The following is a 25,000-nucleotide window of genomic DNA, read 5'->3' on the forward strand; positions in this document are numbered from 1 at the left end:
ATGGCCAACAAACTCCACTTCTCACTCGTCTCGCCTGCCAGAGAGCTTTTCTCTGGCGAGGTGGACCATGTGATCGCCCCCGGCTCGGAAGGTGAGTTCGGCGTGCTGGCAAACCATGCTCCGTTCATGACGACACTGAAGAACGGTGTCGTTCGTGTTCTGGAAGGCAACGACGTCAAGATGCGCATTTTTGTGCGTGGCGGCTTTGCGGACGTCACGCCTGAAGGCCTGACCATTCTTGCCGAGGAAGCTCGCATGCTGGACAAGCTCAAGGTTGAGGATGTCCAGAAAGAGCTCGAAGAGACCCATCTGAAGATACAGTCGCTCGATAAGGAAGACAGCACTCGGCTGACCTTGCAGGAGCACTATGATTATCTTGAAAGCCTCAAGGCTGCGATGGTCAATTAAGGCGCTCGCCTCTCTATCTCATAAAAAAACGCCGCTCCCTTTGGAGCGGCGTTTTTTATTGATCTATCGTTCAGTGATGCTGCCCACTACAGGCCACACTCGTTTGACAGAAAGTCCTCGATTGCCTTCAGGCTTTGTCGTTGCTGCTCCGGCGTCCAAGGTAAGCTGTGCGGCATGTCCGGAATGTTGACGTATTTCGCCACCGTATGATCTTTGATGGCGTTATAGAAAGCTTTGCCATACTCATCTGGGACCCTGACGTCGCGATCGCCGTGAAAAACCAGGATTGGAATTTCCGCGTTAGCTACATCTTCGATGATGTCTCGCCCTGACAAACCTTCGGCGTAGGCCATTCTTCCGAAACGGCTCTGGTCCACATTGACATTGATTTTTGCGGATTCAGCGTAGCCAGCCCCGGCGATAGAACATTGATAAGGACTGTTCGGTCTAGTCGCTGCTGCCATTGCAGCATAGCCACCATAGGAATAGCCAAACATGGCGATTTTGTCTTCAGCGGCATAACCTTCATTCACCAGCCAAGCGGCACCATCATCCTTGTCATCTTGAACGACGCCGCCAAACTTGCCATCCCCAGCAGTCCAGAGATCTAGTCCCCAGCCTTCGCTGCCTCGATATTGGGGTTGGAGAACGGTGAATCCCCGGGAGGTCAAGAAGGGAACCCAAGCGCTGGCGTCCCAACCTCCATAGTCGCGTGCCCACGGTCCCCCATGAGGTAGGATTATTGCCTTGCCTGGTGCGTCGTTTGGTTTCCACCCCGCGCGAGTGGTTAGGATGGCTGGCAATTTCATACCATCTCGCGCGGTATAATAAACGAGCTTGCTTTGGCCAATGTCTTGGGGGTTGATCCACGGGCGCTCATTGCCGATAGCCGTAAGCTGCGCTTGGTCTTCGAGTATGAAATAGCGGGGCGGCTGATTGGATGCTTCGGTTGCGAAAACAATTCGGTTCAAATCATTTGAGATATGAATGGCTCTCACGTCTTGCCCGGAAAAGGCCTGCTCCAAGCCGAGCATAATTGCACCCACCTCTGGATCAACCCACTCCACTTTTCTGACTTCAGCAGAGTATGCGAATCCCAACACTCGTCCAAATCGGCTAGGAGCGGAAGAAACTATGACCCCGGAGGCATCGAAATCCGGATGCGCAAAAACAGGTTCGTCGCTGAATTTCCGGCTCACGGGATCGTAGGTGTAGATGTTAGCTTTGTCTGAAAATTTGTTCGTTACAATGAAGTAGCGACCGCTTTCTTCGTCCCATGCGTCGACCACCAATTCTTGACGCTTGACCAAGTCAACCGACAATTCCTCATGCAGTTCAAGCGGGGCTCCTTTATGAGCGCGAACATACGTATCCAGCTGAAATGTGTTTCCCTCTTCGTCCAAACCCGAAGCGGACATAACTTCACCGTCGCGGTCATCAATATATCCGGCAGATCTGCTCGACGTGTTCTTGAATACATTAGACGTTTCTCCGGATTGGAGATCGTAGTATGCAATCTCCGTGCTGAATGTACGAGGGTCCAGTCGGGAAATAACCACTCTTTCTGGGTCCAATGGCAATCTGGACACGACGCTGCCTCGTCCTTCCATGCGCATGCAAGTCTCAGTCGACTTGCTAACTCCGCGCATGCTTCTTTCATCGAGAAACGGCTCGTCAAACTCATCGAAATTTTGATCTGTAATGAAGAGCTTTCGAACCCAGGTACGCGTGGACCCCGTCATTTTCCCTTCTGAGCAACCGCGAAGTGATCCCGTGTAAGGTTGGCGCACAACCGTCATTGCATACCCGTCCTTCAGTGCCCTCACGGCAACGAATTCCGAGTCGTCTCCATCTGGAGCCGCGAGAACAGGGGGACGGGTAAGGTCTGTTAAATCCCATGATGCGAGGACGGCACGGTCTTGATCGTCACCTTCAGAGGGGCCGATTAGCGCAAACATTGATTGCCCATCGATAGAAACGGACACGCTCGTCATGGCTGGGATTCTTGCCAAGTCCTCGATAGGAACAGGTTCGCCGTGTGAGACTTGACCAAGTGAGACTGCGGCTAAGGTCAGGCCAGCAGTGAGCCAAGCTTTTCTATTCATTTGAAGTTCCTCAATTCTGGTTTCTGGTGAGGTGACTTCATTAAGGTGAGCGTTGTCAAGATGAGCTCCGCACGGCCTTGTAACTCAGAAAACGATGAAAATTGTTTCTCATCATCGCGGTGTTGTCGGGCTATACTGTGCTGATCCGGCAAAAAATTGGCAGAAATGTCACAGATGACAAAATGAACAGCAAAAAATGATCCGGCTTATTGATTTTAATATTACAGGTCTGCAATCCTCTCTGTAGAGGGGCGGTAAATTGAGTTCTTGGACTTCAAAGATATGGAGTCTGATTTGCCGACACTCGAACCTAGGTGAGCTTCGAGAGGATCGAGATAAATGAATAGAACGAAACGGAATGATTTTTTGTTCCGCACAGTCGCGCTAGGAGCGCTGTGTAGTGGACTGGCTTTTGGTGCAGTTGCGCAAGATGCTTCTGACGAAGCGGACGATGCCATCATATCTACCCCGACAGCGGCAGAAGATGACAGCGAAGCGCTGACCCAAGAAACGATTCGCGTAACGGGATCCCGACTGGCGAATGAATTCACGAGCATCGCGCCGCTCGACATCATTTCTGCTGACTCCGGCGCGCTCAAAGGGATCGCTGATGTCGGTACCCTACTGCAGACTGCCACGGTAGCCGCCGGTTCGCCACAGGTGACGGCAGCGACGTCGTCGGCCTTCGTTCAGAATGGCGGCATCGGTACGGAAACCATCTCCCTGCGCGGACTTGGAGCCAACCGGACGCTGGTCCTGCTCAACGGCCGCCGGGCTGGCCCTGCCGGTACGCGCGGTGGCGTGTCGTCATTTGACCTCAATGCGATCCCGCTGTCTGCAGTTCAGAACGTCGAAATCCTGAAGGATGGTGCATCCTCCATCTACGGTTCGGACGCGGTCGCAGGTGTCGTGAACATCATCACCAAGAAAGACGACGTTTCCGAAATCGATTTCTTCTACAGTGCACCTGAAGAGGCTGGCGGTGAGCAACTACGCTTGAGCGGCAGCTATGGCAAGGCGCTGGACCGTGGCAATTTCCTCGTGTCTCTGGATTACTCCAAGCGCGAAGAGCTAGCTCAAGGTGACCGGGATTATTTCTCCTGCGGACAGCCGTACGTCTTCAATCGTGATGGCAGCCGGGCTGATGTCGTCGATCCGCGCACGGGCGACTATGCCTGTCAGGATCTGCCATGGGGACACGTTTGGTTGTACAACTATCTGGACGCTGGCTTGACGGGACGCCCGTGGCAGTCTCGTCCACAGCTTCTGCAGTATGATTATGATGGTTCGCTGGCTGCCAACGGTCTTGCGCCATGGGGCCCGAACGATTTCGGCCTTGACGCACCTGCCGGTTGGTTCCCGGTTGGCTTGGGCGAATTACTTCTGCCGGGCGCCACGTTTGATCCAGTCTATTCGCCAACGGCGCTACTGTCCGAAGGCCTGACGAACAACGACCATCCGTTCCAGGATCAAACTACGATGATCCCGGAAGTCGAGCGGATTACGCTCTACGGAAACGGCGACTTTGAACTTACAGATTCTGCCACGCTTTATGGCGAGTTCCTGCTGAATCGTCGTGAGACCAAAGTGAATGGTTATCGTCAGTTCTGGCAATATGACTACATGTACAATTACCTGGGGACCATCTTCACCAACAATCCCAACCTTGAGGCCAACGGATTTGGTGCGGCGGCTGGGGAGTTCAGCTATATTGGTCTGAGCCCTACTGCCATCACCGATCATTCCGATGACAACATCACAGTAGACTATATGAATGCGGTGATCGGTCTCGAAGGATCAATGAACTCACTGATCCCTGATTGGCACTACAACACATTCTTCCAGTTTTCCCGCTCTGACGGCGACTACACGTCTGACTTGATCTATGATGACGCCATTACGCCGTATCAGTATTTCAGAACTGGAAGCTGTGCAGCCGATGCAGACGGTGTCACGGATGTGCGTGGTGTTCCGTGTATCACTCCTGATTGGTACAACCCAGAATTCCTCGCAGGGAACATTTCTGCTGAAGATCGGGCATTCCTGTTCGGCACAGAAACCGGTAATACGGTCTACGAGCAGGCTCAGTTTGAAGCCTTCATCGATGGTCCAGTCTTCGAGTTGCCAGCAGGCACTGTAAATCTTGGACTTGGTGTCAGCTTTATTGATGAGCGTATCAACGACACGCCAGCCGAAGCCTTCCGGATCGGCAACGCTTGGGGCTCCAGTACTGCTGGAATCACAAAAGGATCCAAAGAAACGACCGCAGTGTTTGGCGAGATCGCCATACCTCTATTGAAGGACAAGCCATTGGCGGAAGCGGTCGACCTGTCCTTGTCGGCTCGCTGGACAGATGTTGACGTTTATGGATCCGACACGACCTACAAGGCCGGTCTGGGCTGGCAAATCACACCATCCATTCGCGCTCGTACAACTTATGGTACGTCCTTCCGCGCGCCTGCACTGTTCGAACTCTACCTCGCTTCGCAAACCAGCTTTGCTCAGCAGCGTACAATAGATCCGTGTATCAACTGGGCAGCAAACCTTGCGAATGGTGACATTTCGCAACGTCTTGCAGACAATTGTAATGCTGGTGGCGTACCGGGTAACCATAATGGTTCTGGCTCCAGTGCGACCGTGTTTGCCAGCGGAAACGCCGGCATTCTTGAGGCTGAAACCTCTGACGCGTTCAATGTGGGTCTGATCTGGGCGCCGGAGTTTGCGGACTTCCGCGTTTCCGTCGATTATTTCGAGATCAATATCGAAGACCAGATCACCCAGCTTGGGGCGAACAATATCCTGCTTGGCTGTTACAATTCTGATAATTTCGCGACAGAGCCGCTGTGTGACCTGTTCGAACGGAATGACAACTTCTTGGTCTCTGAAGTCACGAACAACTTTATCAACGTGGCTGATCAGACCAATTCCGGTCTTGATGTTGCTGCAGAGTACAGCCGTGACTTCTCGTTTGGTTCACTGACGCTGACCACTCAGCACACGTTCCAATTCGAGGACGAGCTGACATTGTTCGAGAACAGCGAACCGATCGACACCAATACCGAAGCTGGCAATCCGGAATGGGTCGGTGAGATCAGCGCGACGCTTGATCGTGGGCCTTGGTCCTACTTCTGGGGTGTGGACTTCATCGGGTCGACGTCGAACGTGGAGAGCTATGGCGGCACGACCGGTACATATTTCGGCACGCCTGTCTTCTTCAAGCTTGAGACTGAAGCGACGACCTATCACAACATGTCGATCAGCCGGGAGTTGCCACATGGCGTGGATGTCCGCGTTGGTGTATCGAACATCTTTGATGAGCATCCGCCAGCAGTCACCACGCTGGGATTGGGTGAATACAACACCGTCGGAACATCGGCCTTCTACTCCCAGTATGATTGGCTTGGCCGTCGGTTCTTCCTAAACGTAAGCAAGGAATTCTAGGCTACGTTAAGCCAATAAACTCGAAAGCGGCGGAGCGTATCCGCCGCTTTTTTTATTTTGTTCCATAGATTAAAGTGTCCGGGTACCAGAAGGAGAAATCGGTTTGCCGCAGATAACGATGCAGAAAGACAATCTGGATGAGCGAAACTTAGAGTTTTCTCATCAGCCGCTCACTGCGCCCGTCTTCTTAAACTCGGTGCCGAAAAGTGGAACGCATTTGATGCGCAACATCATGCGTATGTTTGTAGCCAATGAGCAGCAATACCACGATACTTTCATTCAGATCCCGATTATGCACAATCATGCTCGGGCCTTTGATCCTGCCCAACCATTTCTCAGCTGGGGGCATCTGCTTTTCTCGGACGAGTCCATGTTCGCGACGCGATTGACGCGGCACATTCTCCTAGTCCGCGATCCCTATACTTGGGTGTTGGCGCGAGCGCGGTTCTTTATATCTGAGAATTTTGAAGCCTCGCTGGACCATCTCAAAAGTGAAGCGTTTTCTCCTGAATCGTTGTTGAATATGATGATATTCGGCATTCATGGCAAAGCGCCTCCAATGAATGACATTTATACGTTCAACGCTACAGCATGGTTGGGCACTGGTGTTCATCTGTACCGGTACGAAGACATTGTTGAGAACCTCAGGGACATAGATTCGAAGCGGGCTCGTGACTATTTCGGGGCGCTGCTCGAAACGTGCGGCATTGCGGTTCCTGACGATTGGAAGCAGCGCATCCTGATCGGAAGCGATAAGAAGCAAAGCGGTACTGCTCGTGAAAATCTTGTTGTCAACAACAACCGATTGCCCTCGCAGTTGCCTGAAATGCAAAGAAGGCTCGTCGAAGTTGCCGTACCTGGATTGCGTGAGTTGCTAGGGTACAAATCCTAGATCGGTCATTCAGAGGATTTGTACCTAACTTCCCGCAGGACGCTCTTCTGGAAGGCGGGCGGCTGCGTCCTTCAGGAAGCGGGCCAGCTTTTCAGCGGTCTCAGCGCCCTGAACGGCGACGCGGCGATTGGCGATATAGGTTGGAACACCGCTGATGCCCATTTGCTGGAACAGAGCTTCTTCCTGCCGGACATTGTCTACGTCGGCGTCGGTCGGAAGAAGCTCGGCAACAATGCTCGAATCCAGATCGATCTCCCGGGCGATGTCGACCAGCACATCAGTTTCACCGATGTCGCGGCCGTCGGAGAAATAGGCCTTGAACAAGGCTTCCTTTGCGAGGGCACCTTTCTGCTGGCCTTGCGCCCAGCGAACCAGCCGGTGTGCGTTGAAGCTGTTCGGGCGGCGGGTGATCTTGTCGAAATTGTACGGGATGCCCTCCGCGTGGCCGTAATCGATCAGCGCCTGACGCATGGTATTGGCGCGATCCTTGCCCGCATCAGAGCCGAACTTCTCTTTCATGTGCGCCTTGTAGTCGACGCCAGCAGCCGGGATCGTCGGGTCCAGCTCGAACGGGCGGAATATCAACTCCACATCCAGTTCCGGGACCAGTTTGATTGCTTCATCCATCCTGCGTTTGCCGAGCCAACACCACGGGCAAACCAGGTCCGATACCATTTCGATTACGAGTGTCATGCCCTTTACCTAGGTGCGGTTGCGTCGGGACGCAAATAAACCGTCAGTGAGATTGGGTGAGGTCTGCGCCAATCCTGCGAACTTCCCCGACCAACACGTCCAGGTCCGATTGTGCCGTTCGGTGATTTGTAATGTTCACGCGAATGGCTGTCTTGCCGTCAATCCGTGTGGTGGATGGTGCCGCGATGCCGGACATTTGAAGCTGAATAACGATGTCTTCGTTGAGGGAGTTCAGGTCCACGTCACTCGCTGACGCCGGAACGTAGCGGAAGCAGCAGATCTGCATGGAGACTGGTAGAAGCAGCTCCAGATCGCTTGCCGCTTCAACGAGCTCCCCAAGGTACGCGGCTTGTTCGCAGTTCCGCGAGATCATCCGGCCCAGTTTCTCTTCACCATGCTCCGCGATCTGGGCCCAGACTTTCAAGGCACGAAAGCCGCGTGATAGCTCGGGCCCCAGTTCGACCGGCCAGGTTCCACCAGCGGCGAGGCCATGCTCCGCGGATTTGAGGTAATCTGGCCTGTCGGAAAAGGATTTCAGGTGTGTGTCCCCTGAGCGGATCAGGATGCAGCCAGCATCGTAATTGACATGAAGCCATTTATGGAAGTCGAAGGCGATAGAGTCTGCGCGTTCCAGACCGGCGAGGCGGTGTCGCAATCTGTCGCTCAGCATTCCAAGCGCACCAAAGGCACCATCAATGTGGAACCAGAGCTGCTCTGTCTCAGATATGTCTGACAGAGCCATGAGGTCGTCAATCGTGCCAGCATTTACAGATCCACACGTCCCGGCGATCAGAAACGGTTCAAATCCGCCCTCGCGGTCATTATGGATTTGCTTCTTCAGTAGTTCGATATCGATTTGGTGGTCAGCCGTTACGGGGATCCGCCGCAGGGCGTCTGTGCCGAGGCCGACCATGTCGAATGCGCGGGCAATGCAGGCATGCGCCTCGGTCGAGGTATATCCTACGAGTTTGTGGCCTCCGAGGCCTTCCTGGCGGCTTTTGAAGTCAAGGCGCGCATCGCGGGCTGCCTTGATCGCCACGATCGTCGCCATGGATGTGCCGGACATGACCAGCCCGCTCGCCTCATCAGGAAATGAGAAAAGCCCCTTGCACCATTCGATCACCAGCCGCTCAACTTCGATCGCGGCATGGTTTCGTCCACCGGTATTGGCATTCATTGTCGCTGCGGCGATTTCTGCCACGAGGTTTGACGGTGTGCCTGACCCGTGAACCCAGCCGAAGAAGCGGGGGTGTGTGTTTCCCACACCGTAAGGCAACAGCTTTTGGAGCGTTGTATCGACTTGTTCGGAAGACTGGCCTGTCTGGGACAGATCAAAAAGGGATTTGATCTCGTCTGGAAATGGCGTCCAGACCCGTCCTTCATGCGACCGCTCCATCTGGTCGACCGCAATGTCTATCATGCGATGCAGACGCATGCGGAAATCTTCCCAATCCTCTGGATCGAGGCTTTCTGTATCGGGCACGTTCGGTATGTCGGGATTGGCCATGTTTTACCGATCCAGCCTTTTTTGTGTGGAGACAACGGATTCGGGCGTGGGCGAGCGCATGGGTCGCACCCTGCCTGCGTCATGAACATTCCTGCGATGAGGTTGTTCCAATTCAGCGAATGGCAGGGTGGGCATCGGTGTCGGGGCCGATCACACCCTCATGCCTCAAGGTTCGCAAGGCCTCGCTGGCAAACCATGTCTCGCCGGGGTCGGCCGGGGAGGGACGAGCGCGTTTCACCTCAAACCCGAAAGGCAAGCTCATGGTGGAAGGAGGGCCTTCCGGTACGATTTCATGATCGGCAAAGAGAGATGTTTGCTTCGGTTCCGGAGCCATGGCGGACAGCGCAAATCCAAATGCAACGACTGCGCCTGCCCACACATTCGATTTGAAGACTGGCAGCGCATCGCGTTCGCGGCTCGATTTGATGCGCGCGGATTGCCAAGCGCCATGACCCAGGAAGACCAAGGCCGTTACCGCCCCGATGCGCCCGGCTTCGTTGAGCGCGGCAGCCAGAGCGATCAGGGCCGCAGCCCCCAGATGAAAACAGAAGCTGATCAGCACGGCGCGTTGACCGAACAAGCGTGCCGTGGACCGCACCCCTATCAATGCGTCGTCCTCACGATCCTGAAGGGCGTAGATCGTGTCGTAGGCGATTGTCCACAGGATCAGGCCCGCATACAGGATCAGGACGGGAAGGCTGATTGTGGAAGCGACGGCGGCGCCAACCAGCGCGCCCCAATTGAACGTCATGCCAAGCCAGGCTTGAGGCCACCAAGTCACGCGCTTCATGAAAGGATAGGCGCCCACGAGTGGGATCGACAATAGCGCAACCAGCTTCGCGTCCAGCGGCAGGAAGAGCCAAACTAGCAGGCCGATCAGCAACTGCGCCGCCAGAAATATGTAAGCCTGCTTCAGTGTGACGGCGCCGGACGGCAGCGGCCTTAATGCCGTGCGACTGACGCTTGCGTCGATATCGCGGTCCGTAATGTCGTTCCAGGTGCATCCAGCTCCGCGCATGGCTACCGCGCCGAGCAGGAAAAGTGCGGCCCAAACCAGATCGAACACGTAGACGCCGGTGATCAGCCTCTGAAAAGACAGACCGATGAGGCAGGGTATGTAGAGCAGCCAGATACCAACGGGCCGATCCCAGCGGGCGAGCATGGCATAGGGGCGCCATGCCTCAGGCAGGCTTGCCAGCCAGCCGGGCAGGGCGCTGTCAGCCGGTATCTTGCGCGCGTCGTTCATCGCCGGGGCTTATACCGAATTTCTGCGTTTCCAACAGCCGCGCACACCTATTGGGTGAACTCTGTCGGTAAACGCAGCGTGTGCGGATGCCTGAAAACGCTAGGCGAAATATACGGTTTTACGGTTAACGAAGGCCTTGATCCCATCGGCTGCCAGCTCGCGACCATAGCCGGACTGCTTGATTCCGCCGAACGGCAGGCGCGGATCAGACGCAACCATGGCATTCACGAAGGTTGCTCCGGCTTCTAGCTCGTTGATGGCCTGGTCCATTTCTGACTGGTCTTGAGTGAAGATCACAGAACCGAGGCCGAAGACCGAATCATTTGCGCGGGCAATCGCTTCGTCGAGGCTTTCGATTTTCCACAGGTTTGCCACGGGTCCGAACATTTCCTCGTCTGCCGAAGGGCTTCCTTTTGGCGCACCACTGACGATGCAGGGATCAAACCAGTTACCCTCGTCCGGCAGCGTATTACCCGGTTTGAAGACCGACGCGCCAGCTGCAACCGATTTCTCGACTTGCTCCACGAGTTCGTCGCGAATGGATGCGGTTGCGATCGGTCCGATATTGGTGGTCTCGTCCATAGGGTCGCCAACCTTCAGCGATTTGAAGCGGGCCTCGAAGCCAGCCTTGAATGCGTCGTAGACGTCTGCGTGAACAAAGAATCGTTTGGCAGCGATACAGGACTGACCATTATTCTGGGTGCGAGCTGTCAGTGCGGTGTCTAGGGCTTTCTCAAGATCGGCGGATGGCATCACGATAAAGGCGTCGGATCCGCCGAGTTCCAGAAGGGATGGCTTGATCTGGGAGCCAGCCGTGGCAGCAACAGCGCCGCCAGCCGGCCCAGAACCAGTCAGTGAAACGGCTCTGACGCGCTCATCCTTGATAACGCTCTCGACGTGTTTTGAACCAATCAGCAGAGTCTTGAACGCACCTTCCGGGAAGCCCGCTTCAGTGAAGACTTCTTCGATATTCAGCGCGGACCGGAACACATTTGAGGCGTGCTTCAACAGGCCCGTATTCCCAGCCATCAGGATTGGCGCTGCAAAGCGAAAAACCTGCCAGAAGGGATAATTCCAAGGCATGACGGCAAGCAGCACGCCCAGTGGGAGATGGCGAACATAGGCCTTGCTGCCATTGCTCTCCATGATCTCGTCGGCAAGGTAGCCTTCGGCCTGTTCGGCATAATGGCGGCAGACCCACGCGCATTTATTGACTTCAGCTTTTGCCTGGGTGAGCGGCTTGCCCATTTCAGCGGTCATGTCCGCAGCATAACGATCAGCATTGGCTTCGAGCACATCCGCCGCCTTCATCAGGAGTTTTGCGCGATGCTCGAAGCTGGTCTTGCGCCAGTCGGTAAAGCAGGCTTCCGACTGGTTGATGATCGCTGTCACTTCTGCGGGGGTGTGGGGTGTAAATTCCTCAATGACTGTGCCATTCGCCGGATTTACGGATTTGATTGTTTGGTCAGTCATGTTCACCTCTTGCTGATTTCACTTTTGCTGAAAGGTATATCACCCGAATGAGTTCCATCCCGCGACTGTTCGTACCATCAGCTTTGTCCATGTCTGTACCTGTTCGATTGGACGTTGAGGCCTCAAGATATATCATTAGAGTTATGCGTTTATCGATAGGTGATCGCGTGCGTGTCTTTAATGGGACCGACGGGGAGTGGGTGTGCGAGCTTGCGGAGCCTGACGGCAAGACTGCGATCATTGTGCCGACCGAGCAAATCCGCGCCCAGCAAACAACCGATTGTCCCGAACTCACTTTGATGTTTGCGCCCGTGAAGAAGTCGGAAACGGACTTTATTGTTGAAAAGGCGACAGAGTTGGGGGTTCGACGAATTCGGCCCGTCATAACGCAGTTCACTCAAACCCGAACAGTGCGACTGGACCGGTTCAACAAGATTGCGCTGGAAGCGGCGGAACAGACTGAGCGGCTTGATCTGCCTGAGATTTCGGATCTGGTCTCTCTCGATGCCGCATTGTCCGCCCTGCCTGATGAGACCGTCTTGATCTTCTGTGATGAAGCCGGTGAGGACGATTCAAAGCCTTGGGGCGGAGAACAGGGTCGGGCCCGCGCCGCGCTCGCAGCACTTGGCGATCTCAAGGCTCGTGACGCGGCCATTCTCATCGGCCCGGAAGGCGGCTTCAGTCCGGATGAACGACAATTCCTTCGTTCTCGCGCAGGTACAGTGCCGATCAGTCTGGGACCGCGAATCTTGCGAGCTGAAACGGCCGTCGTTGCCGCACTGAGCCTTTGGCAAGCGGTGTGTGGGGACTGGATCTAGAAAGGCCAGCGTTTCAGCGGCTGAGGGACAGGCCCTTCCCACCGGCGCTGCCAGTCCAGCGATACGCCAATCCGGTGCTCCAGCTTTCCGTCCCAGTGAACTTTCAGGCCAACGGATTTGAGCGTGTCCACAATCTCCTGACCAACTTCAAGGATCACACCATCGGCGGTGTTGCGCGACGCGCCATAGCTCAAATAGAGATGACCGGTTTCGATAGCGCTTTCGGTGTCTTGCTGGTGAAAGAACACATAGCCCCGTGCCGGTCGGCCATACGCTTCGAACTCTTCGATCTCGATCCCGATTTCGGTTGCGCCACATGAGCCGCAACACGTGAAGTTCTGGCGCGCGACAATGTCCTTGTCTTCCAGCATGTCGAAAGCCAGTTCGAGCCTGTCGAAGTCCGTGAGGACTGACCACTCAGCCTGTTCGCTGCGAAGGGCCTCGATTTCCTGAATCACCGCAGACCGGATTTCGGACTGGCGATCACGCTCTGAAATTCTCGAGTCGAATTCTTCTGTCAGGTCGAGCAGGATATCTTCAATTTCGTCGATCGGCTCATAGCCTCCACGCACATGAATTCGCGCCCAGACTTTGAGGTCGTCGCGCTCTGCTGTCGTAAATCGCGTCATTGCTTTCACCTGCAGTAATAAACGAACTTGTGAGAATAACCCGGTTGGCGCTTCAGAGAAACATCCCTATGTGCACACAGATCAAGAGATTGAGGGGAGGCCTCCAAAGTGACCACGCCGACGTCGGATATCGACGAAAACTCCCGCCGTATCTCGGATAAGTCAGAGCTGATCGAATATTTCGAGGCTGGCAACAAGCCTCGTTCGGAATGGCGTGTCGGGACTGAACACGAAAAATTTGGCTTCATTCGCGATGGATTGCGCTCGCTGCCTTATGAGGGTGAAGCGTCGGTGCTGTCGATTTTGGAAGGCTTGCGCGACAAGTTCAGTTGGGAGCCAATTTCCGAAAGTGGAAAGCTGATCGGCCTGAAAAAGGATGGTGCCAGCGTCTCATTAGAGCCGGGCGGCCAGTTTGAACTGTCCGGCGCGCCGCTTCGCACGATGCATGAAACGTGCAATGAAGTTGGCAGCCATTTGCGCGAAGTGCAGGAAATTGCCGATCCGCTGGGGGTGGCCTTCATGGGGCTGGGTGCCAGCCCGATCTGGAGCATGGCGGAGACGCCGATCATGCCCAAGGGTCGCTACAAGATCATGATGGAGTATATGGACAAGGTGGGGCGACTGGGCCGTCAGATGATGTTCAGAACCTGTACTGTCCAATCCAATCTCGATTTCGAATCCGAAGCCGACATGGTGAAGAAGTTTCGCGTGTCGCTGGCGCTGCAGCCGCTGGGCACGGCGCTGTTTGCCAATTCGCCCTTTATTGACGGGCGCCCGAACGGGTTCCTGTCCTATCGCTCGCAAATTTGGACCGATACGGACCCTGACCGGACGGGCATGTTGCCCTTTGTGTTCGAGGATGGCTTTGGTTTTGAGCGCTATGTTGATTACGCGCTGGACGTGCCGATGTACTTCGTGCGTCGCGGCGGGAAATATCTCGACGCCAGCGGCCTGTCGTTCCGAGACTTCCTTGACGGCAAACTGCCAATTCTGCCGGGCGAGAAACCGGCCATGGACGATTTCGCCGACCATCTGTCGACGATTTTTCCGGAAGTCCGACTGAAGCAATTTCTGGAAATGCGTGGCTCCGATGGCGGGCCGTGGAGCCATTTGTGTGCATTCTCCGCGTTCTGGACCGGGTTGCTGTATTGTTCAGACAGTCTCGAAGCGTGCTGGGATCTGGTGAAGGATTGGACAGCGGCTGAGCGGGAGGTGATGCGCCAAGGCGTCCGTACGCTGGGCCTCAAAACACCCGTGCCGGGTGGCCGGTCCATGCAGGATCTTGCCGTCGACGTATTGGATATTGCGCGCGCGGGCCTGAAGCGCCGGGCGAACCTGTCAGTATCTGGTGATGACGAAACGGGCTATTTGTCTGAACTTGACCAAATCGCACGATCCGGGTTCACCCCGGCCGAGCGGCTTCTTGAGAAGTATCATGGTGAGTGGCAGCGCGATCTAAGTCACATTTTTGCTGATCAGGCCTATTAGGGGCAAGAAACGCCCTTTGTCCGGCGTTGGATTTGGCACAAGCTGCCTTGAGACAATTGCGTTTGCGTGATCAAAGTACCGGTTCGTAAGAATTTCCGGGGAGTTGAACGCGTGACGGACATCACTGCGACGGGTGAAGCGGGCAAGCCTCGCGATACCTCATTTTTTGGTCATCCAAAGGGACTGGCCATCCTGTTCTTTACAGAGATGTGGGAGCGCTTTTCCTATTACGGGATGCGCGGCCTGCTGGTGCTTTATCTGACCCAGCATTTCCTGTTCTCTGACGAGAAATCATCCATCATGTACGGCGCCTACACGGCGCTTGTTTACGTCATGACCATTATCGGCGGCACGCTGGCCGACCGGTATCTGGGCCAGCGCAAGGCCGTCACTTTCGGGGCGATCCTGCTCTGCCTCGGCCATTTCGGTATGGCCTTTGAGGGCTCCGGCTCGAAAGAATATGTCGTCTCAAATGGGACCGAGATCGAAATCCTGCATGAAGGTCGCGGTGACAATCGCCAGCTCTTCGTCGACCTGGACGGCGAAACCCGACGCGTCGTGTTCGAGCAAGGCTCAGGTGATCTCCAGATCCTCGAGAGCGCGGACGATGCAGACGAGCCAACTGCGCCCGTCTATCAGGAGTTCGCCAAAGGTGAATACACCACCCGCGTGGAACAGCAGGAGCTCTATACCAACATCCTGTTCCTCTCGCTCGCCTTCATCATTGCTGGTGTTGGTTATCTGAAGGCCAACATCTCGACCATTGTCGGCGCGATCTATGAGTTTGACGACCCTCGCCGGGATTCAGGCTTCAGCTTGTTCTATATGGGCATCAATCTTGGCTCGCTCTTGTCCTCGCTGACCTGCGGTATCATCGGTATCGTATGGGGTTGGAAATACGGGTTTGGCCTGGCAGGCATCGGCATGTTTGCGGGCCTTGCGGTGTTCCTGTGGGGACAGAAATTCCTGGAAGGAAAGGCTGAGCCGCCAAATCCGGAAACGCTGAAGAAATCCTTCCTCGGCCCAATCAATGTTGAAATGGCCTGCTATCTGGCTGGCGCGCTTGTCATCGCTGTGGCCATGTTGCTCGTGATGAACGCGGAAGTCATTCCAGACTGGTTCGTCGGGTCCCTCGGCATCGCCATCTTTATCGGCCTTGTCGGATATGCCTTTGTCAAACTTCAGGGAACAGAGCGCAATCGGATGTTCGCAGCGATCTATTTCGTGCTCGCGCAAATCCCGTTCTGGGCGCTGTTCGAACAGGCTGGCTCGTCGCTGACCCTGTTCACAGACCGTCTGGTCGACAAGGAAATGTTCGGTATGAACGTGCCGACGCCGGTCTTCCAGTTCTTGAATGCGGGCTACATTGTCATATTCGCCCCGATCTTTGCCTGGATGTGGATTGCCCTGTCCAAGCGGAAAATGGAACCATCGACGCCTGTGAAGTTCGCCATCGGCGTCTTCCTGGCAGGGCTTGGCTTCCTATCGCTTGTGGGGGGCATTGGCATGTCCGGCGCGGGCATGACAGCGGTTGGCTTCATCTTCCTGATCTACTGGGTGCACACGATGGGCGAACTGATGGTGTCGCCAGTCGGCCTGTCGGCGGTGACCAAGCTTGCCCCGGCCCGCGTGGTTGGGATGACAATGGGCGCTTGGTTCCTCTATTCCGGACTGTCCAACTATCTGGCAGGCGTGATCGCGCGCACAACCGGTGCGGAAACAATCGGTGGTCAGATCACGGACGTTGCAGCTGCGAAAGCCACCTATGTCAGCGTGTATTCAAATGTTGGCTACGTCGCCATGGGTATCGGCGTCCTGATGCTGATCATCTCACCAATCATCAAGCACTGGATGAAGGGAAGCGATGAGCTGCCGCCGGAATCCTCGATGGTGTCAGACGAGATGTTCTGATCTCTGATCAAATCGAAACTAAGAAAGGCGGCTCCTGGGGGGCCGCTTTTTTGAGTCTGGATGTGTGCGCTCAATAGTCCGGTGGCAGAAACTGGTCGGTTGGCAAACCGCGCTTTATCCAGCCGTCGCCAACGCCTTCCAAACCAACCATGCCCTCAGCGATCTCATAAATTTCGGCGAAGCCTGCAGCCTCGAGGCGCGCTGCTGCTTCGGTGGAGCGATTCCCCGCACGGCAGATCACTGCGATTGGATATTCAAGATCGCCCAAGACCGCGCCGCGGGCCTGAGCAAGAAAATCAACGTCCTGCAAATTCGCTCCGACACTGTCACGCGGCATTCCGGTCATGGCCCATTCGGAGGGGGTACGCACATCCAGCAGGATCAATTCGCCGCGTTGGACCAGTGTGTGCGCAGAGTCGGCAGACAAGGTCTGGATGTCCGCTGATGCAGGTAAGACAGCGCTGACGACAATCGCCGTTGCAGCGATGAGGGGCGATAGAAAACGGACCATGAGAACACTCAACTTGAATAAAGCCGCAACGAGTCGATGACCAATTGCGGCAACAAAGTGTCAAAGTGAGTGGTCCGCCGCAACCCTGGTTCCCCAAGGTGACAGCAAATTTAGCCAGCGCCGCCTACAGTCAGCGCACCAACTTTGAGAGTTGGCTGGCCAACGCCCACCGGCACAGATTGACCGGCCTTGCCGCACACACCTACACCGTCATCCATCGCGAAGTCGTTTCCGATCATGGTCACATCCTGCAGCACGGTAGGGCCGTGGCCGATCAGGGTGGCGTTCTTCACGGGAGCAACGACTTTGCCGTTTTCCACCAGATAGGCCTCGGTGCACTGGAACACGAAATTGCCAGACGTGATGTCGACCTGGCCGCCACCGAAATCAACGGCCCACAGGCCACGCTTGATCGATCCAACGATTTCGTCGGGATCCTTGTCGCCGCCCAGCATGACCGTGTTGGTCATCCGGGGCATTGTGGCCGCTTCATAGCTTTCCCGGCGGCCATTGCCGGTCGGGGCCTGGCCCATCAAGCGTGCGTTCATGCGGTCCTGCATGTAGCCTTTCAAAATGCCGTCTTCGATCAGCACGGTACGCTGCGTCGGCGTGCCTTCGTCGTCGAAGGAGAGCGAGCCGCGGCGACGCTCGATGCTGCCATCGTCTATGACGGTCACGCCTTTCGCGGCGACCTGTTCTCCGATTCGGCCAGCATAAACACTTGTGCCCTTGCGGTTGAAGTCGCCTTCAAGTCCATGCCCGACCGCCTCGTGCAGTAGAACGGCAGGCCAGCCCGGCCCGAGGACGACTTCCATCTGGCCGGCTGGGGTGGGGATGGACTGAAGATTTACCGAAGCCTTCTTCACGGCGCGCTTCACCATCGCTTGCCAGCGATCCGGTTGGATCCAGTCTTCATAGGCAGCGCGCCCGCCTGCGCCAGCACCAGCCGATTCGCGCCGACCATTCTCTTCGAGCGTGACGGAAACGTTCAAGCGTACAAGAGGACGAACCTCCGAAAAGACCGCGCCGTCCGGCCGGACGATATCCACTTCCTTGTGGCTGCCAGCCAGCGATACGGAAACCTGCACCACGCGGGGGTCGAAGGCGCGCGCCCAGGCGTCGATCTCGGCCAGCAGCCCGGTTTTCATGGTGAAATCGGGCGCAGACGTAGGATCAATTGGCTCATACAGGCGACGATTGGTTGGGGTCGGCCCCGTTGCGAGATGGCCTGAATAGCCGCGCTTTGCTTGAGCAGCTGTTTCCGCCGCTCTCTGAATGGCTTCAAGCGAAAGTTCGGATGCATAGCCGGAGCCAGTTGTTTCACCGGCGACAACCCGCAGGCCAAATCCCTGATCGGTGTCGAATGCTGCCGATTTCAAACGTCCATCGTCAAACACAAAGCTCTCCGAGCGCGAGCGTTCTACGAAGAGGTCGCCGTCATCCGCGCCCTTGGCGGCGTTGGACAGGATTTCGGATGCTTTGGTCAGGTCGAAGGGAAGGGAGGTCTGTGTCATCCAGAATAGATGCGCGACACCCTGCCGACCCGCAAGGGCGCAGGCGCAGAAATCAGTTGGTTGTGACTTCGAACCGCGAAAGCTGCCATTGCGCCAGCTCCCAATCCGGCTTCAGTTCCAAGGCGGTCTTGAAGTCGAAATAAGCGCCTTCGATATCCGCCAGCTTTTCCTTTGCCAGCGCGCGATTGTAATAGGCGGCATACAAGTCACTCGAATTGAGTGCGATGGCCTTGTCCAGCGAAGCAAGCGCGCTTGAATAGTCTTCAAGGAAGATAAATGCTGCGCCTTCATTCAGGTAGGTTTCTCCTGTTTCGGGGCGTATCTTCTTGGCTTTCTCGTAGTCGGACAGGGCTTTCTGATAGAGGCCCGCCCGCATGTGCAGTACGCCGCGATTCGTATAGGTTGCAGCGCGATTGCTGGGGGTCATGGCCTCGTGTTCGATGGCGCGTGTGCAGGTTTCTGCACCTTCCCGCGGTGAAACCGTCTCGAATTTTGCGGCTTCATAACAATCCTTGGCAATTCCGCCGCCCAGAACAACGACCTGAGCAAGGGCAGGGCTGGCTCCGAATCCAAGAAGGAGGGCTGCAGCACATATGGCGTTTCTCATCTGGTCGACCTTTCTCTTCAATGTCCGGGCGTGTGGCCAAAAGTACCACAGATGCCGTCTGGCGGCGACAACCTGCGACAATATTGAGCGCGTAAAGTGGTAGGTTGCGGCTAGTACGTATTGTAGATAGAGGAGCAGAGATTCCAATGAGACGAGGATAACTTCGTGCGACACCTTATTGCCGCCATGTGCGCCGCCATTATGGCCGGACCAGCACTGGCTTTCGAACCGACCGACGGTGCGCTGGGCTTCCAGCCGGCCGCGACCCGCATTGCGGAGCGCATTCACACCTTCCATGACTTCGTGCTCGTGATCATTGTGTTGATCACGCTGCTCGTCCTCGGGCTGCTGCTGTGGATCATTGTTCGCCACAATCGCAAGGCCAATCCGGTGCCCAAGAAGTTCAGCCATAACACGCTGATCGAAGTTATCTGGACCGTCGTTCCGGCGCTGATCCTGGTGGCAATTGCCAGCCAGTCCTTCCCGAACCTCTACTATCAGGACGTTGTTCCAAACCTGCAGCAAATTACTGACAAGTCTGAGAAGCTGTTGGCGGATGGAAAAGACAGCCAGCATGAGCGCTTCACGAAGGATTACTTCCCGGAAGCTGCTGAAAAGGGGTTCGTGAACGTCAAGGCGCAGGGCAACCAGTGGAACTGGACCTACACCTATCCAGATCTGGTGGACGATTCAGGCTACCCCCTCGAATTCGTTTCGAACCCGGTGCACGTCGGTGTTTCGACGGATGGTGCCAATTATGCGGATGCAACCGGTCGTTCTGATTATGCGTCCAAGCCGCGTAACCTCGCCGTCGACTATCCCATGGTTGTCCCTCAAAACCGTTACATCCGTTACTACACGGCAGCCGCTGACGTGATCCATTCGTGGACCGTTCCAGCTTTCGGCGTCAAAACCGATGCTGTGCCGGGACGCCTGAATGAGGGTTGGTTCCTGGTGGAGCAGCCGGGCATTTATTACGGCCAGTGTTCTGAGCTGTGTGGCGTCAACCACGCCTACATGCCGATCGAGGTTCGCGTGGTCAGCCAGGAACAGTTTGACGCATGGGCTGAGCAAATGCTCGCCGGAGACTACGAGGCGGCCTATGCTTCTGTAGATGTGTTTGCATCCAACGAGCAGGCGACCCAGTTCGCCGCCCAGCAATAGACAAGAGAGAGTGAATCGCCATGCCAATGGATGAAGTCGCCATCGACCATCATGACGCGCACGATCACAAGCCGGGCTTTTTCACGCGCTGGCTGTTTTCGACGAACCACAAAGACATCGGTACGCTGTACCTGATCTTCGCCCTGATTGCCGGTATTATCGGGTACACGCTTTCCGGCTTGATCCGCTGGGAGCTCGCTGAGCCGGGCGTTAGCGTCCTGACGCAATTTGTCGCCGGTGAAGGCGATGTTGCAATCCAGAACGCCAAGCATTTCTACAATACCGTGATTACCTATCACGGCCTGATCATGATCTTCTTCATGGTCATGCCAGCGCTGATCGGCGGTTTCGGCAACTGGTTTGTGCCGCTCATGATCGGCGCGCCGGACATGGCCTTCCCGCGCATGAACAATATTTCGCTCTGGCTCACCGTCGCAGCGTTTGTTCTGGCTTGTATTTCCATGGTTGTGCCAGGCGGGCCGGGTAATGGCTTCGGCGGTGGTTGGGTTCTCTACCCGCCGCTTTCTTCGACAACCGGGCACGCTGGCCCCGCGATGGACGTTCTCATCCTGTCGCTGCACACAGCTGGTATCGCGTCCATTCTGGGTGCCATCAACTTCATCGTGACCATTCTGAACATGCGCGCTCCAGGCATGACGCTGCACAAGATGCCGCTGTTCGCATGGGGCGTTCTGATCACGGCTGTCCTGTTGCTGCTCTCGCTGCCGGTTCTGGCTGCTGCGCTGACCATGCTGCTGACTGACCGTAACTTCGGCTCGCAATTCTTCGTGCCGGGTGGCGGTGGCGACCCGATCATGTTCCAGCACCTGTTCTGGTTCTTCGGTCACCCTGAAGTGTACATCATGATCCTGCCGGCATTCGGCATCATCAGTCACATCGTGTCGACCTTCTCGAAAAAGCCGATTTTCGGCTACCTTGGAATGGCCTACGCCATGGTCTCCATCGGTGTCATCGGCTTCGTTGTGTGGGCTCACCACATGTACACGGTCGGTATGGATGTTGACCTGAAGGCTTACTTCGTCGCGGCGACGATGGTGATCGCGGTGCCGACCGGCATCAAGATCTTCTCCTGGATCGCGACCATGTGGGGCGGCTCGATTGAATTCAAGGTTCCGATGCTCTGGGCGATTGGTTTCATCTTCCTGTTCACCGTTGGCGGTGTGACGGGTGTCGTTCTGGCGAACGCCGGTATCGACCACGCCCTGCACGACACATACTATGTTGTGGCGCACTTCCACTATGTGCTGTCGCTCGGTGCTGTGTTTGGCCTCTTCGCCGGCTGGTACTACTGGTTCGAGAAGATGTTCGGCATCAAGTACAACGGCTTCATCGGTGGTCTTCATTTCTGGCTGATGTTCATCGGGTCGAACGTCCTGTTCTTCCCTCAGCACTTCCTGGGCCTGCAAGGCATGCCGCGTCGCTACATTGACTACGCAGATGGCTTCGCCACCTGGCATATGTGGTCATCCATCGGCTACGCGATCACGCTGGTTGCCACGACCGTCTTCTTCATTGGTCTGGTCGAAGCTATGATCCGCCGCCGCAAGGGTGCAGCCAATCCGTGGGGCGAAGGTGCGACGACGCTGGAATGGACGCTTCCATCGCCACCACCATTCCACCAGTTCAACGAACTGCCGCACGTTACCAACAAAGGCGGCCACTAACAGGCAAGGGAAGGGCTCGGCCTTCCAGACAGTCTGAAACCGAGGCGGCCCGGCGCGACATGCGCTTGGGCCGTTTCGCTTAAGAGGACCAGATCGAGACAATGACCGACATGAGTGCGACATCAGAGAAACGTTACGCGACAGCGGGCGACTATGTGCAGCTTCTTAAGCCGCGCATCATGATGCTGGTTGTATTCACAGCCATCGCGGGTCTCGTGGCGGCTGTCGGCGTGACTGGTGTCTCGATCAACCCGATCATGGCGGCCATTGCCACGTTGGCCATCGCGCTCGGTTCGGGCGCGGCCGGCGCGATCAATATGTGGTATGACGCAGACATCGACCAGATCATGAGCCGGACTTCCACGCGCCCAATTCCTTCCGGCGCCGTGCCGAAAGAGGAGGCTCTCGCGATGGGCCTCATCATGAGCGGTGTATCTGTCATGCTGATGTGGCTGGCGTCGAATTGGCTCGCTGCCGCGCTGCTTGCGTTTTCGATTTTCTATTATGGCGTGATCTATACGATGTGGCTGAAGCGCTCGACGCCGCAGAACATCGTGATCGGTGGCGGCGCAGGGGCGTTCCCGCCGGTGATCGGTTGGGCCGCTGTAACGGGCAACACGCCGGTTGATGCGTGGATTCTTTTCGCCATCATCTTCTTCTGGACCCCACCACATTTCTGGGCGCTTAGCCTCTTGGCGCATGGCGAATATGAGAAGGCAGGCGTGCCCATGCTGCCGGTAACACACGGGGCGAAGGTGACGCGTAACCAGATCCTGTTCTACACAATCCTGCTGGTCCCATTGGCCTTGTTGCCTGTGCTCACTGGTTTGGGCGGCTGGATATATGGCGCGACAGCGTTGGCGCTCGGGCTTGTATTCCTTGGCTATGCTGTTCGCGTCTGGCGGTCGAACGCTGGCGATGCCGAAGCTAGCGGAGCAGATATGAAGCTTGCACGAGGAATGTTCTTTTTCTCCATCCTCTATCTGTTCCTGGTTTTCGCTGCTCTCATTCTTGAGCACGCGGCAGGCCTTCATTTCGTGATTGGAGGCGTCTGAAGATGACAAATGAGCAAGACAAGTATCAGGGCCAGTTTGCAGATGCGCCTGCGGTGAGTCAGGAAGAGCTTCGCGCTCGAAACAGCCGCAATCGCTGGCTCGGCATCGCGCTTGCCGTGTTCGTCATCCTCGTTGGCGTGATTACCTTCATTCGTCTCTCGTCTTCCGACCTGAGCGAGAGCGGCTTCTATTACAATATGGATGACCGTGGCGAACGTGTGCAGGAATTGCCTACCGGCATGACCCCGGAACAGGCTGCGCCGCCGCCAAACTTGACCCCAGCAGATGAAACACCGAGTGAGGAAGACCCTTCATGAGGCTGTCGAACACAAAAGTTGCGTTGATTTCCCTGGGAGTTTTCAGCGGTATGCTGGGACTGGGCTTCGCTGCGGACCCACTCTACGACACCTTTTGCAAGGTCACGGGCTTTGGGGGAACAACCCGCATTGCGATTGCGGCGCCGGAGATGGTTGTCGATCAGACAATTGACGTTCGGTTCGATGCAAATGTTGCTGACGTGCCTCTGCTGTTTCGCCCGCTTCAGACCGAGCAAGAGTTGAAGCTTGGCCAACACGGACTGGCGTTTTACGAAGTCACAAACCCGACCGATCGGGAAGTGCGCGTCATTGCGAGTTACAATGTGACGCCGCATTATGCAGGGCTCTATTTCAACAAGCTGGAGTGTTTCTGCTTCGAGGAGCGGGTTATCGCGCCGGGAGAAACGAAGAAGCTCCCCATTGTCTATTTCGTATCGGCGGACATGCTCGAGGATCGTGTAGCGAAATCGCTGGAGACGATTACGCTCAGCTACACGTTCTTTGACAGTTCAAGCTATTCAGGCGAGGAAAAAGCCGCACAAAAGGGTGCGGCGAATTCAGCCAATGCCGGCTGATACAGTTGCAAATACAAGCCGGAGCGGTCTAAACAGCGCTCTGATTCATGTGATTTTTTAGAGGGGTCAAAAGGGCCATGGCTCACGACGAAGTCAAACACGATTTCCATCTCGTAAACCCGTCACCCTGGCCGCTGCTGGGGTCGATTGCGGTTGTTGTCACTGCCCTGGGCGGCGTGACCTACATGAAAGGCCTGTTTGGCCTCGAAGCAGGTACCTGGTGGCTGCTTGCACTGGGGCTGGCCATGGTCATGTGGGTGATGTTCGGCTGGTGGCGCGAAGTCATCAAGGAAGGCAATGTCGGTGACCACACGCCTGTTGTTCAGATCGGTCTTCGCTATGGCATGATCCTGTTCATCGCGTCAGAAGTCATGTTCTTCGCGGGATGGTTCTGGAGCTTCTTTGAGTTCGCAATTTTCGAAAGCGCACGCGTCGGCGAAACCTGGGATTCCACGAACGCACTCTACGCAGATGGTCTCGCTCGCTTCAACGATTGGCCTCCTGTCGGTGTTGAGACGTTCGATCCTTTCCATTTGCCACTGATCAACACGTTGATCCTTCTGCTGTCCGGTACAACTGTAACCTGGGCTCACCACGCCCTTCAGCATGGCGACCGTGCCGGCGCACGCAACGGCCTGATCCTTACGGTTATCCTCGGCTTCGTGTTCACGCTGTTGCAGGCTTACGAATATAGCCACGCCCAGTTCACATTCGATGGGACGCTGTATGGTTCCGCCTTCTTCATGGCGACCGGCTTCCACGGTGCGCACGTCGTAATCGGTACGATCTTCCTGGCGATCTGCCTGATCCGCCTTCTGATGGGCGGCATGAGCGCTGAGAAGCATCTCGGCTTCGAATTTGCTGCCTGGTACTGGCACTTCGTTGACGTCGTCTGGCTCTTCCTGTTTGCGTTCGTTTACGTGGTGCCACACCTCGTTTACGGCGGGTAGACTGCCGCTGG

Annotated in this window: 21 protein-coding genes; 12 read left to right on the forward strand and 9 right to left on the reverse strand. The window is 56.0% G+C overall.

The window, feature by feature from the left end; genetic code table 11:
* Complete coding sequence (locus HF931_RS11670) at positions 1 to 408, forward strand: F0F1 ATP synthase subunit epsilon (RefSeq protein ID WP_035553719.1); 408 nt, start codon at positions 1 to 3, stop codon at positions 406 to 408.
* Positions 409 to 494: 86 nt separating this feature from the next.
* Here HF931_RS11670 and HF931_RS11675 read toward each other — a convergent pair whose 3' ends face one another.
* Complete coding sequence (locus tag HF931_RS11675; protein WP_051602793.1) at positions 495 to 2,402, reverse strand: alpha/beta hydrolase family protein; 1,908 nt, start codon at positions 2,400 to 2,402, stop codon at positions 495 to 497.
* Positions 2,403 to 2,852: 450 nt separating this feature from the next.
* Between HF931_RS11675 and HF931_RS11680 the strand changes: the two genes are divergently transcribed.
* The gene (locus HF931_RS11680; protein ID WP_051602792.1) at positions 2,853 to 5,954 is read left to right on the forward strand and encodes a TonB-dependent receptor domain-containing protein; all 3,102 of its coding nucleotides are present in this window, start codon (positions 2,853 to 2,855) and stop codon (positions 5,952 to 5,954) included.
* A gap of 103 nt (positions 5,955 to 6,057) precedes the next feature.
* Positions 6,058 to 6,846, forward strand: a complete 789-nt coding sequence (locus tag HF931_RS11685; protein WP_035553715.1) for a hypothetical protein — start codon at positions 6,058 to 6,060, stop codon at positions 6,844 to 6,846.
* A gap of 24 nt (positions 6,847 to 6,870) precedes the next feature.
* Here HF931_RS11685 and HF931_RS11690 read toward each other — a convergent pair whose 3' ends face one another.
* The 4 genes from HF931_RS11690 to HF931_RS11705 all read right to left on the reverse strand — a co-directional run bounded on the left by HF931_RS11690 (position 6,871) and on the right by HF931_RS11705 (position 11,765).
* Positions 6,871 to 7,539 carry a DsbA family oxidoreductase gene (locus HF931_RS11690; protein ID WP_035553711.1) on the reverse strand — a complete coding sequence of 223 codons (669 nt, stop codon included), beginning with the start codon at positions 7,537 to 7,539 and terminating at the stop codon, positions 6,871 to 6,873.
* Positions 7,540 to 7,582: 43 nt separating this feature from the next.
* Positions 7,583 to 9,046: a pyridoxal phosphate-dependent decarboxylase family protein gene (locus tag HF931_RS11695; RefSeq protein ID WP_273240232.1), complete on the reverse strand. Its 1,464-nt coding sequence runs from the start codon at positions 9,044 to 9,046 to the stop codon at positions 7,583 to 7,585.
* A gap of 112 nt (positions 9,047 to 9,158) precedes the next feature.
* A complete protein-coding gene (ubiA, locus tag HF931_RS11700; RefSeq protein WP_051602790.1) occupies positions 9,159 to 10,292 on the reverse strand; it encodes a 4-hydroxybenzoate octaprenyltransferase in 1,134 nt (377 codons plus the stop codon).
* 99 nt (positions 10,293 to 10,391) lie between these two features.
* Positions 10,392 to 11,765 carry an NAD-dependent succinate-semialdehyde dehydrogenase gene (locus tag HF931_RS11705; protein ID WP_035553709.1) on the reverse strand — a complete coding sequence of 458 codons (1,374 nt, stop codon included), beginning with the start codon at positions 11,763 to 11,765 and terminating at the stop codon, positions 10,392 to 10,394.
* 47 nt (positions 11,766 to 11,812) lie between these two features.
* Here HF931_RS11705 and HF931_RS11710 point away from each other — a divergent pair, with 47 nt between their 5' ends.
* Complete coding sequence (locus HF931_RS11710) at positions 11,813 to 12,583, forward strand: 16S rRNA (uracil(1498)-N(3))-methyltransferase (RefSeq protein ID WP_035553707.1); 771 nt, start codon at positions 11,813 to 11,815, stop codon at positions 12,581 to 12,583.
* Here the strand turns inward: HF931_RS11710 and HF931_RS11715 are convergent.
* Entirely contained in the window at positions 12,580 to 13,212 is a 633-nt protein-coding gene (locus HF931_RS11715; protein ID WP_051602789.1) for a DUF6891 domain-containing protein, read from the reverse strand. The two genes, HF931_RS11710 and HF931_RS11715, sit on opposite strands and share 4 nt — an antisense overlap.
* Before the next feature lie 108 nt (positions 13,213 to 13,320).
* Between HF931_RS11715 and HF931_RS11720 the strand changes: the two genes are divergently transcribed.
* Together HF931_RS11720 and HF931_RS11725 are read left to right on the forward strand one after the other, a co-directional pair.
* On the forward strand, positions 13,321 to 14,700 hold the full coding sequence (locus tag HF931_RS11720) for a glutamate--cysteine ligase (protein WP_051602788.1): 1,380 nt from the start codon (positions 13,321 to 13,323) through the stop codon (positions 14,698 to 14,700).
* 111 nt (positions 14,701 to 14,811) lie between these two features.
* Positions 14,812 to 16,611: a peptide MFS transporter gene (locus tag HF931_RS11725; protein ID WP_273240235.1), complete on the forward strand. Its 1,800-nt coding sequence runs from the start codon at positions 14,812 to 14,814 to the stop codon at positions 16,609 to 16,611.
* Between the two features lie 70 nt (positions 16,612 to 16,681).
* Here HF931_RS11725 and HF931_RS11730 read toward each other — a convergent pair whose 3' ends face one another.
* The 3 genes from HF931_RS11730 to HF931_RS11740 all read right to left on the reverse strand — a co-directional run bounded on the left by HF931_RS11730 (position 16,682) and on the right by HF931_RS11740 (position 19,243).
* Entirely contained in the window at positions 16,682 to 17,122 is a 441-nt protein-coding gene (locus tag HF931_RS11730; RefSeq protein ID WP_035553705.1) for a rhodanese-like domain-containing protein, read from the reverse strand.
* 110 nt (positions 17,123 to 17,232) lie between these two features.
* Positions 17,233 to 18,636: a metalloprotease TldD gene (gene tldD, locus HF931_RS11735; protein ID WP_035553703.1), complete on the reverse strand. Its 1,404-nt coding sequence runs from the start codon at positions 18,634 to 18,636 to the stop codon at positions 17,233 to 17,235.
* Between the two features lie 52 nt (positions 18,637 to 18,688).
* Positions 18,689 to 19,243, reverse strand: coding sequence for a tetratricopeptide repeat protein (locus HF931_RS11740; RefSeq protein WP_051602787.1), 555 nt, complete (start codon positions 19,241 to 19,243; stop codon positions 18,689 to 18,691).
* Between the two features lie 165 nt (positions 19,244 to 19,408).
* Between HF931_RS11740 and coxB the strand changes: the two genes are divergently transcribed.
* The 6 genes from coxB to HF931_RS11770 all read left to right on the forward strand — a co-directional run bounded on the left by coxB (position 19,409) and on the right by HF931_RS11770 (position 24,989).
* Positions 19,409 to 20,407 carry a cytochrome c oxidase subunit II gene (gene coxB, locus HF931_RS11745; protein WP_035553700.1) on the forward strand — a complete coding sequence of 333 codons (999 nt, stop codon included), beginning with the start codon at positions 19,409 to 19,411 and terminating at the stop codon, positions 20,405 to 20,407.
* A 20-nt stretch (positions 20,408 to 20,427) separates the two neighbouring features.
* Complete coding sequence (ctaD, locus tag HF931_RS11750) at positions 20,428 to 22,092, forward strand: cytochrome c oxidase subunit I (protein WP_206741201.1); 1,665 nt, start codon at positions 20,428 to 20,430, stop codon at positions 22,090 to 22,092.
* A gap of 101 nt (positions 22,093 to 22,193) precedes the next feature.
* On the forward strand, positions 22,194 to 23,147 hold the full coding sequence (cyoE, locus tag HF931_RS11755; RefSeq protein ID WP_035553696.1) for a heme o synthase: 954 nt from the start codon (positions 22,194 to 22,196) through the stop codon (positions 23,145 to 23,147).
* A 2-nt stretch (positions 23,148 to 23,149) separates the two neighbouring features.
* Positions 23,150 to 23,464, forward strand: a complete 315-nt coding sequence (locus tag HF931_RS11760) for a hypothetical protein (protein ID WP_035553693.1) — start codon at positions 23,150 to 23,152, stop codon at positions 23,462 to 23,464.
* Complete coding sequence (locus tag HF931_RS11765; RefSeq protein ID WP_273240239.1) at positions 23,461 to 24,039, forward strand: cytochrome c oxidase assembly protein; 579 nt, start codon at positions 23,461 to 23,463, stop codon at positions 24,037 to 24,039. The genes HF931_RS11760 and HF931_RS11765 overlap by 4 nt, the downstream gene beginning before the upstream one ends.
* A gap of 77 nt (positions 24,040 to 24,116) precedes the next feature.
* Complete coding sequence (locus HF931_RS11770; protein WP_035553689.1) at positions 24,117 to 24,989, forward strand: cytochrome c oxidase subunit 3; 873 nt, start codon at positions 24,117 to 24,119, stop codon at positions 24,987 to 24,989.
* Positions 24,990 to 25,000: the final 11 nt, after the last annotated feature.

The organism is Hyphomonas atlantica corrig., from assembly GCF_017795365.1.
GTDB classification, from domain to species: Bacteria; Pseudomonadota; Alphaproteobacteria; order Caulobacterales; family Hyphomonadaceae; genus Hyphomonas; species Hyphomonas atlantica.

Bases quoted from the DNA above. Each gene is read 5' to 3' on its own strand.
- HF931_RS11760 (WP_035553693.1), top strand. From the start codon at position 23,150: ATGACAAATGAGCAAGACAAGTATCAGGGCCAGTTTGCAGATGCGCCT.
- HF931_RS11710 (WP_035553707.1), top strand. From the start codon at position 11,813: ATGAGTTCCATCCCGCGACTGTTCGTACCATCAGCTTTGTCCATGTCT.
- HF931_RS11730 (WP_035553705.1), bottom strand. From the start codon at position 17,122: ATGGTCCGTTTTCTATCGCCCCTCATCGCTGCAACGGCGATTGTCGTC.
- HF931_RS11690 (WP_035553711.1), bottom strand. From the start codon at position 7,539: ATGACACTCGTAATCGAAATGGTATCGGACCTGGTTTGCCCGTGGTGT.
- ubiA (WP_051602790.1), bottom strand. From the start codon at position 10,292: ATGAACGACGCGCGCAAGATACCGGCTGACAGCGCCCTGCCCGGCTGG.
- HF931_RS11770 (WP_035553689.1), top strand. From the start codon at position 24,117: ATGGCTCACGACGAAGTCAAACACGATTTCCATCTCGTAAACCCGTCA.
- HF931_RS11705 (WP_035553709.1), bottom strand. From the start codon at position 11,765: ATGACTGACCAAACAATCAAATCCGTAAATCCGGCGAATGGCACAGTC.
- HF931_RS11715 (WP_051602789.1), bottom strand. From the start codon at position 13,212: ATGACGCGATTTACGACAGCAGAGCGCGACGACCTCAAAGTCTGGGCG.
- HF931_RS11740 (WP_051602787.1), bottom strand. From the start codon at position 19,243: ATGAGAAACGCCATATGTGCTGCAGCCCTCCTTCTTGGATTCGGAGCC.
- HF931_RS11680 (WP_051602792.1), top strand. From the start codon at position 2,853: ATGAATAGAACGAAACGGAATGATTTTTTGTTCCGCACAGTCGCGCTA.
- HF931_RS11765 (WP_273240239.1), top strand. From the start codon at position 23,461: ATGAGGCTGTCGAACACAAAAGTTGCGTTGATTTCCCTGGGAGTTTTC.
- tldD (WP_035553703.1), bottom strand. From the start codon at position 18,636: ATGACACAGACCTCCCTTCCCTTCGACCTGACCAAAGCATCCGAAATC.
- HF931_RS11670 (WP_035553719.1), top strand. From the start codon at position 1: ATGGCCAACAAACTCCACTTCTCACTCGTCTCGCCTGCCAGAGAGCTT.
- ctaD (WP_206741201.1), top strand. From the start codon at position 20,428: ATGCCAATGGATGAAGTCGCCATCGACCATCATGACGCGCACGATCAC.
- HF931_RS11695 (WP_273240232.1), bottom strand. From the start codon at position 9,046: ATGGCCAATCCCGACATACCGAACGTGCCCGATACAGAAAGCCTCGAT.
- cyoE (WP_035553696.1), top strand. From the start codon at position 22,194: ATGACCGACATGAGTGCGACATCAGAGAAACGTTACGCGACAGCGGGC.
- HF931_RS11675 (WP_051602793.1), bottom strand. From the start codon at position 2,402: ATGACGAGCGTGTCCGTTTCTATCGATGGGCAATCAATGTTTGCGCTA.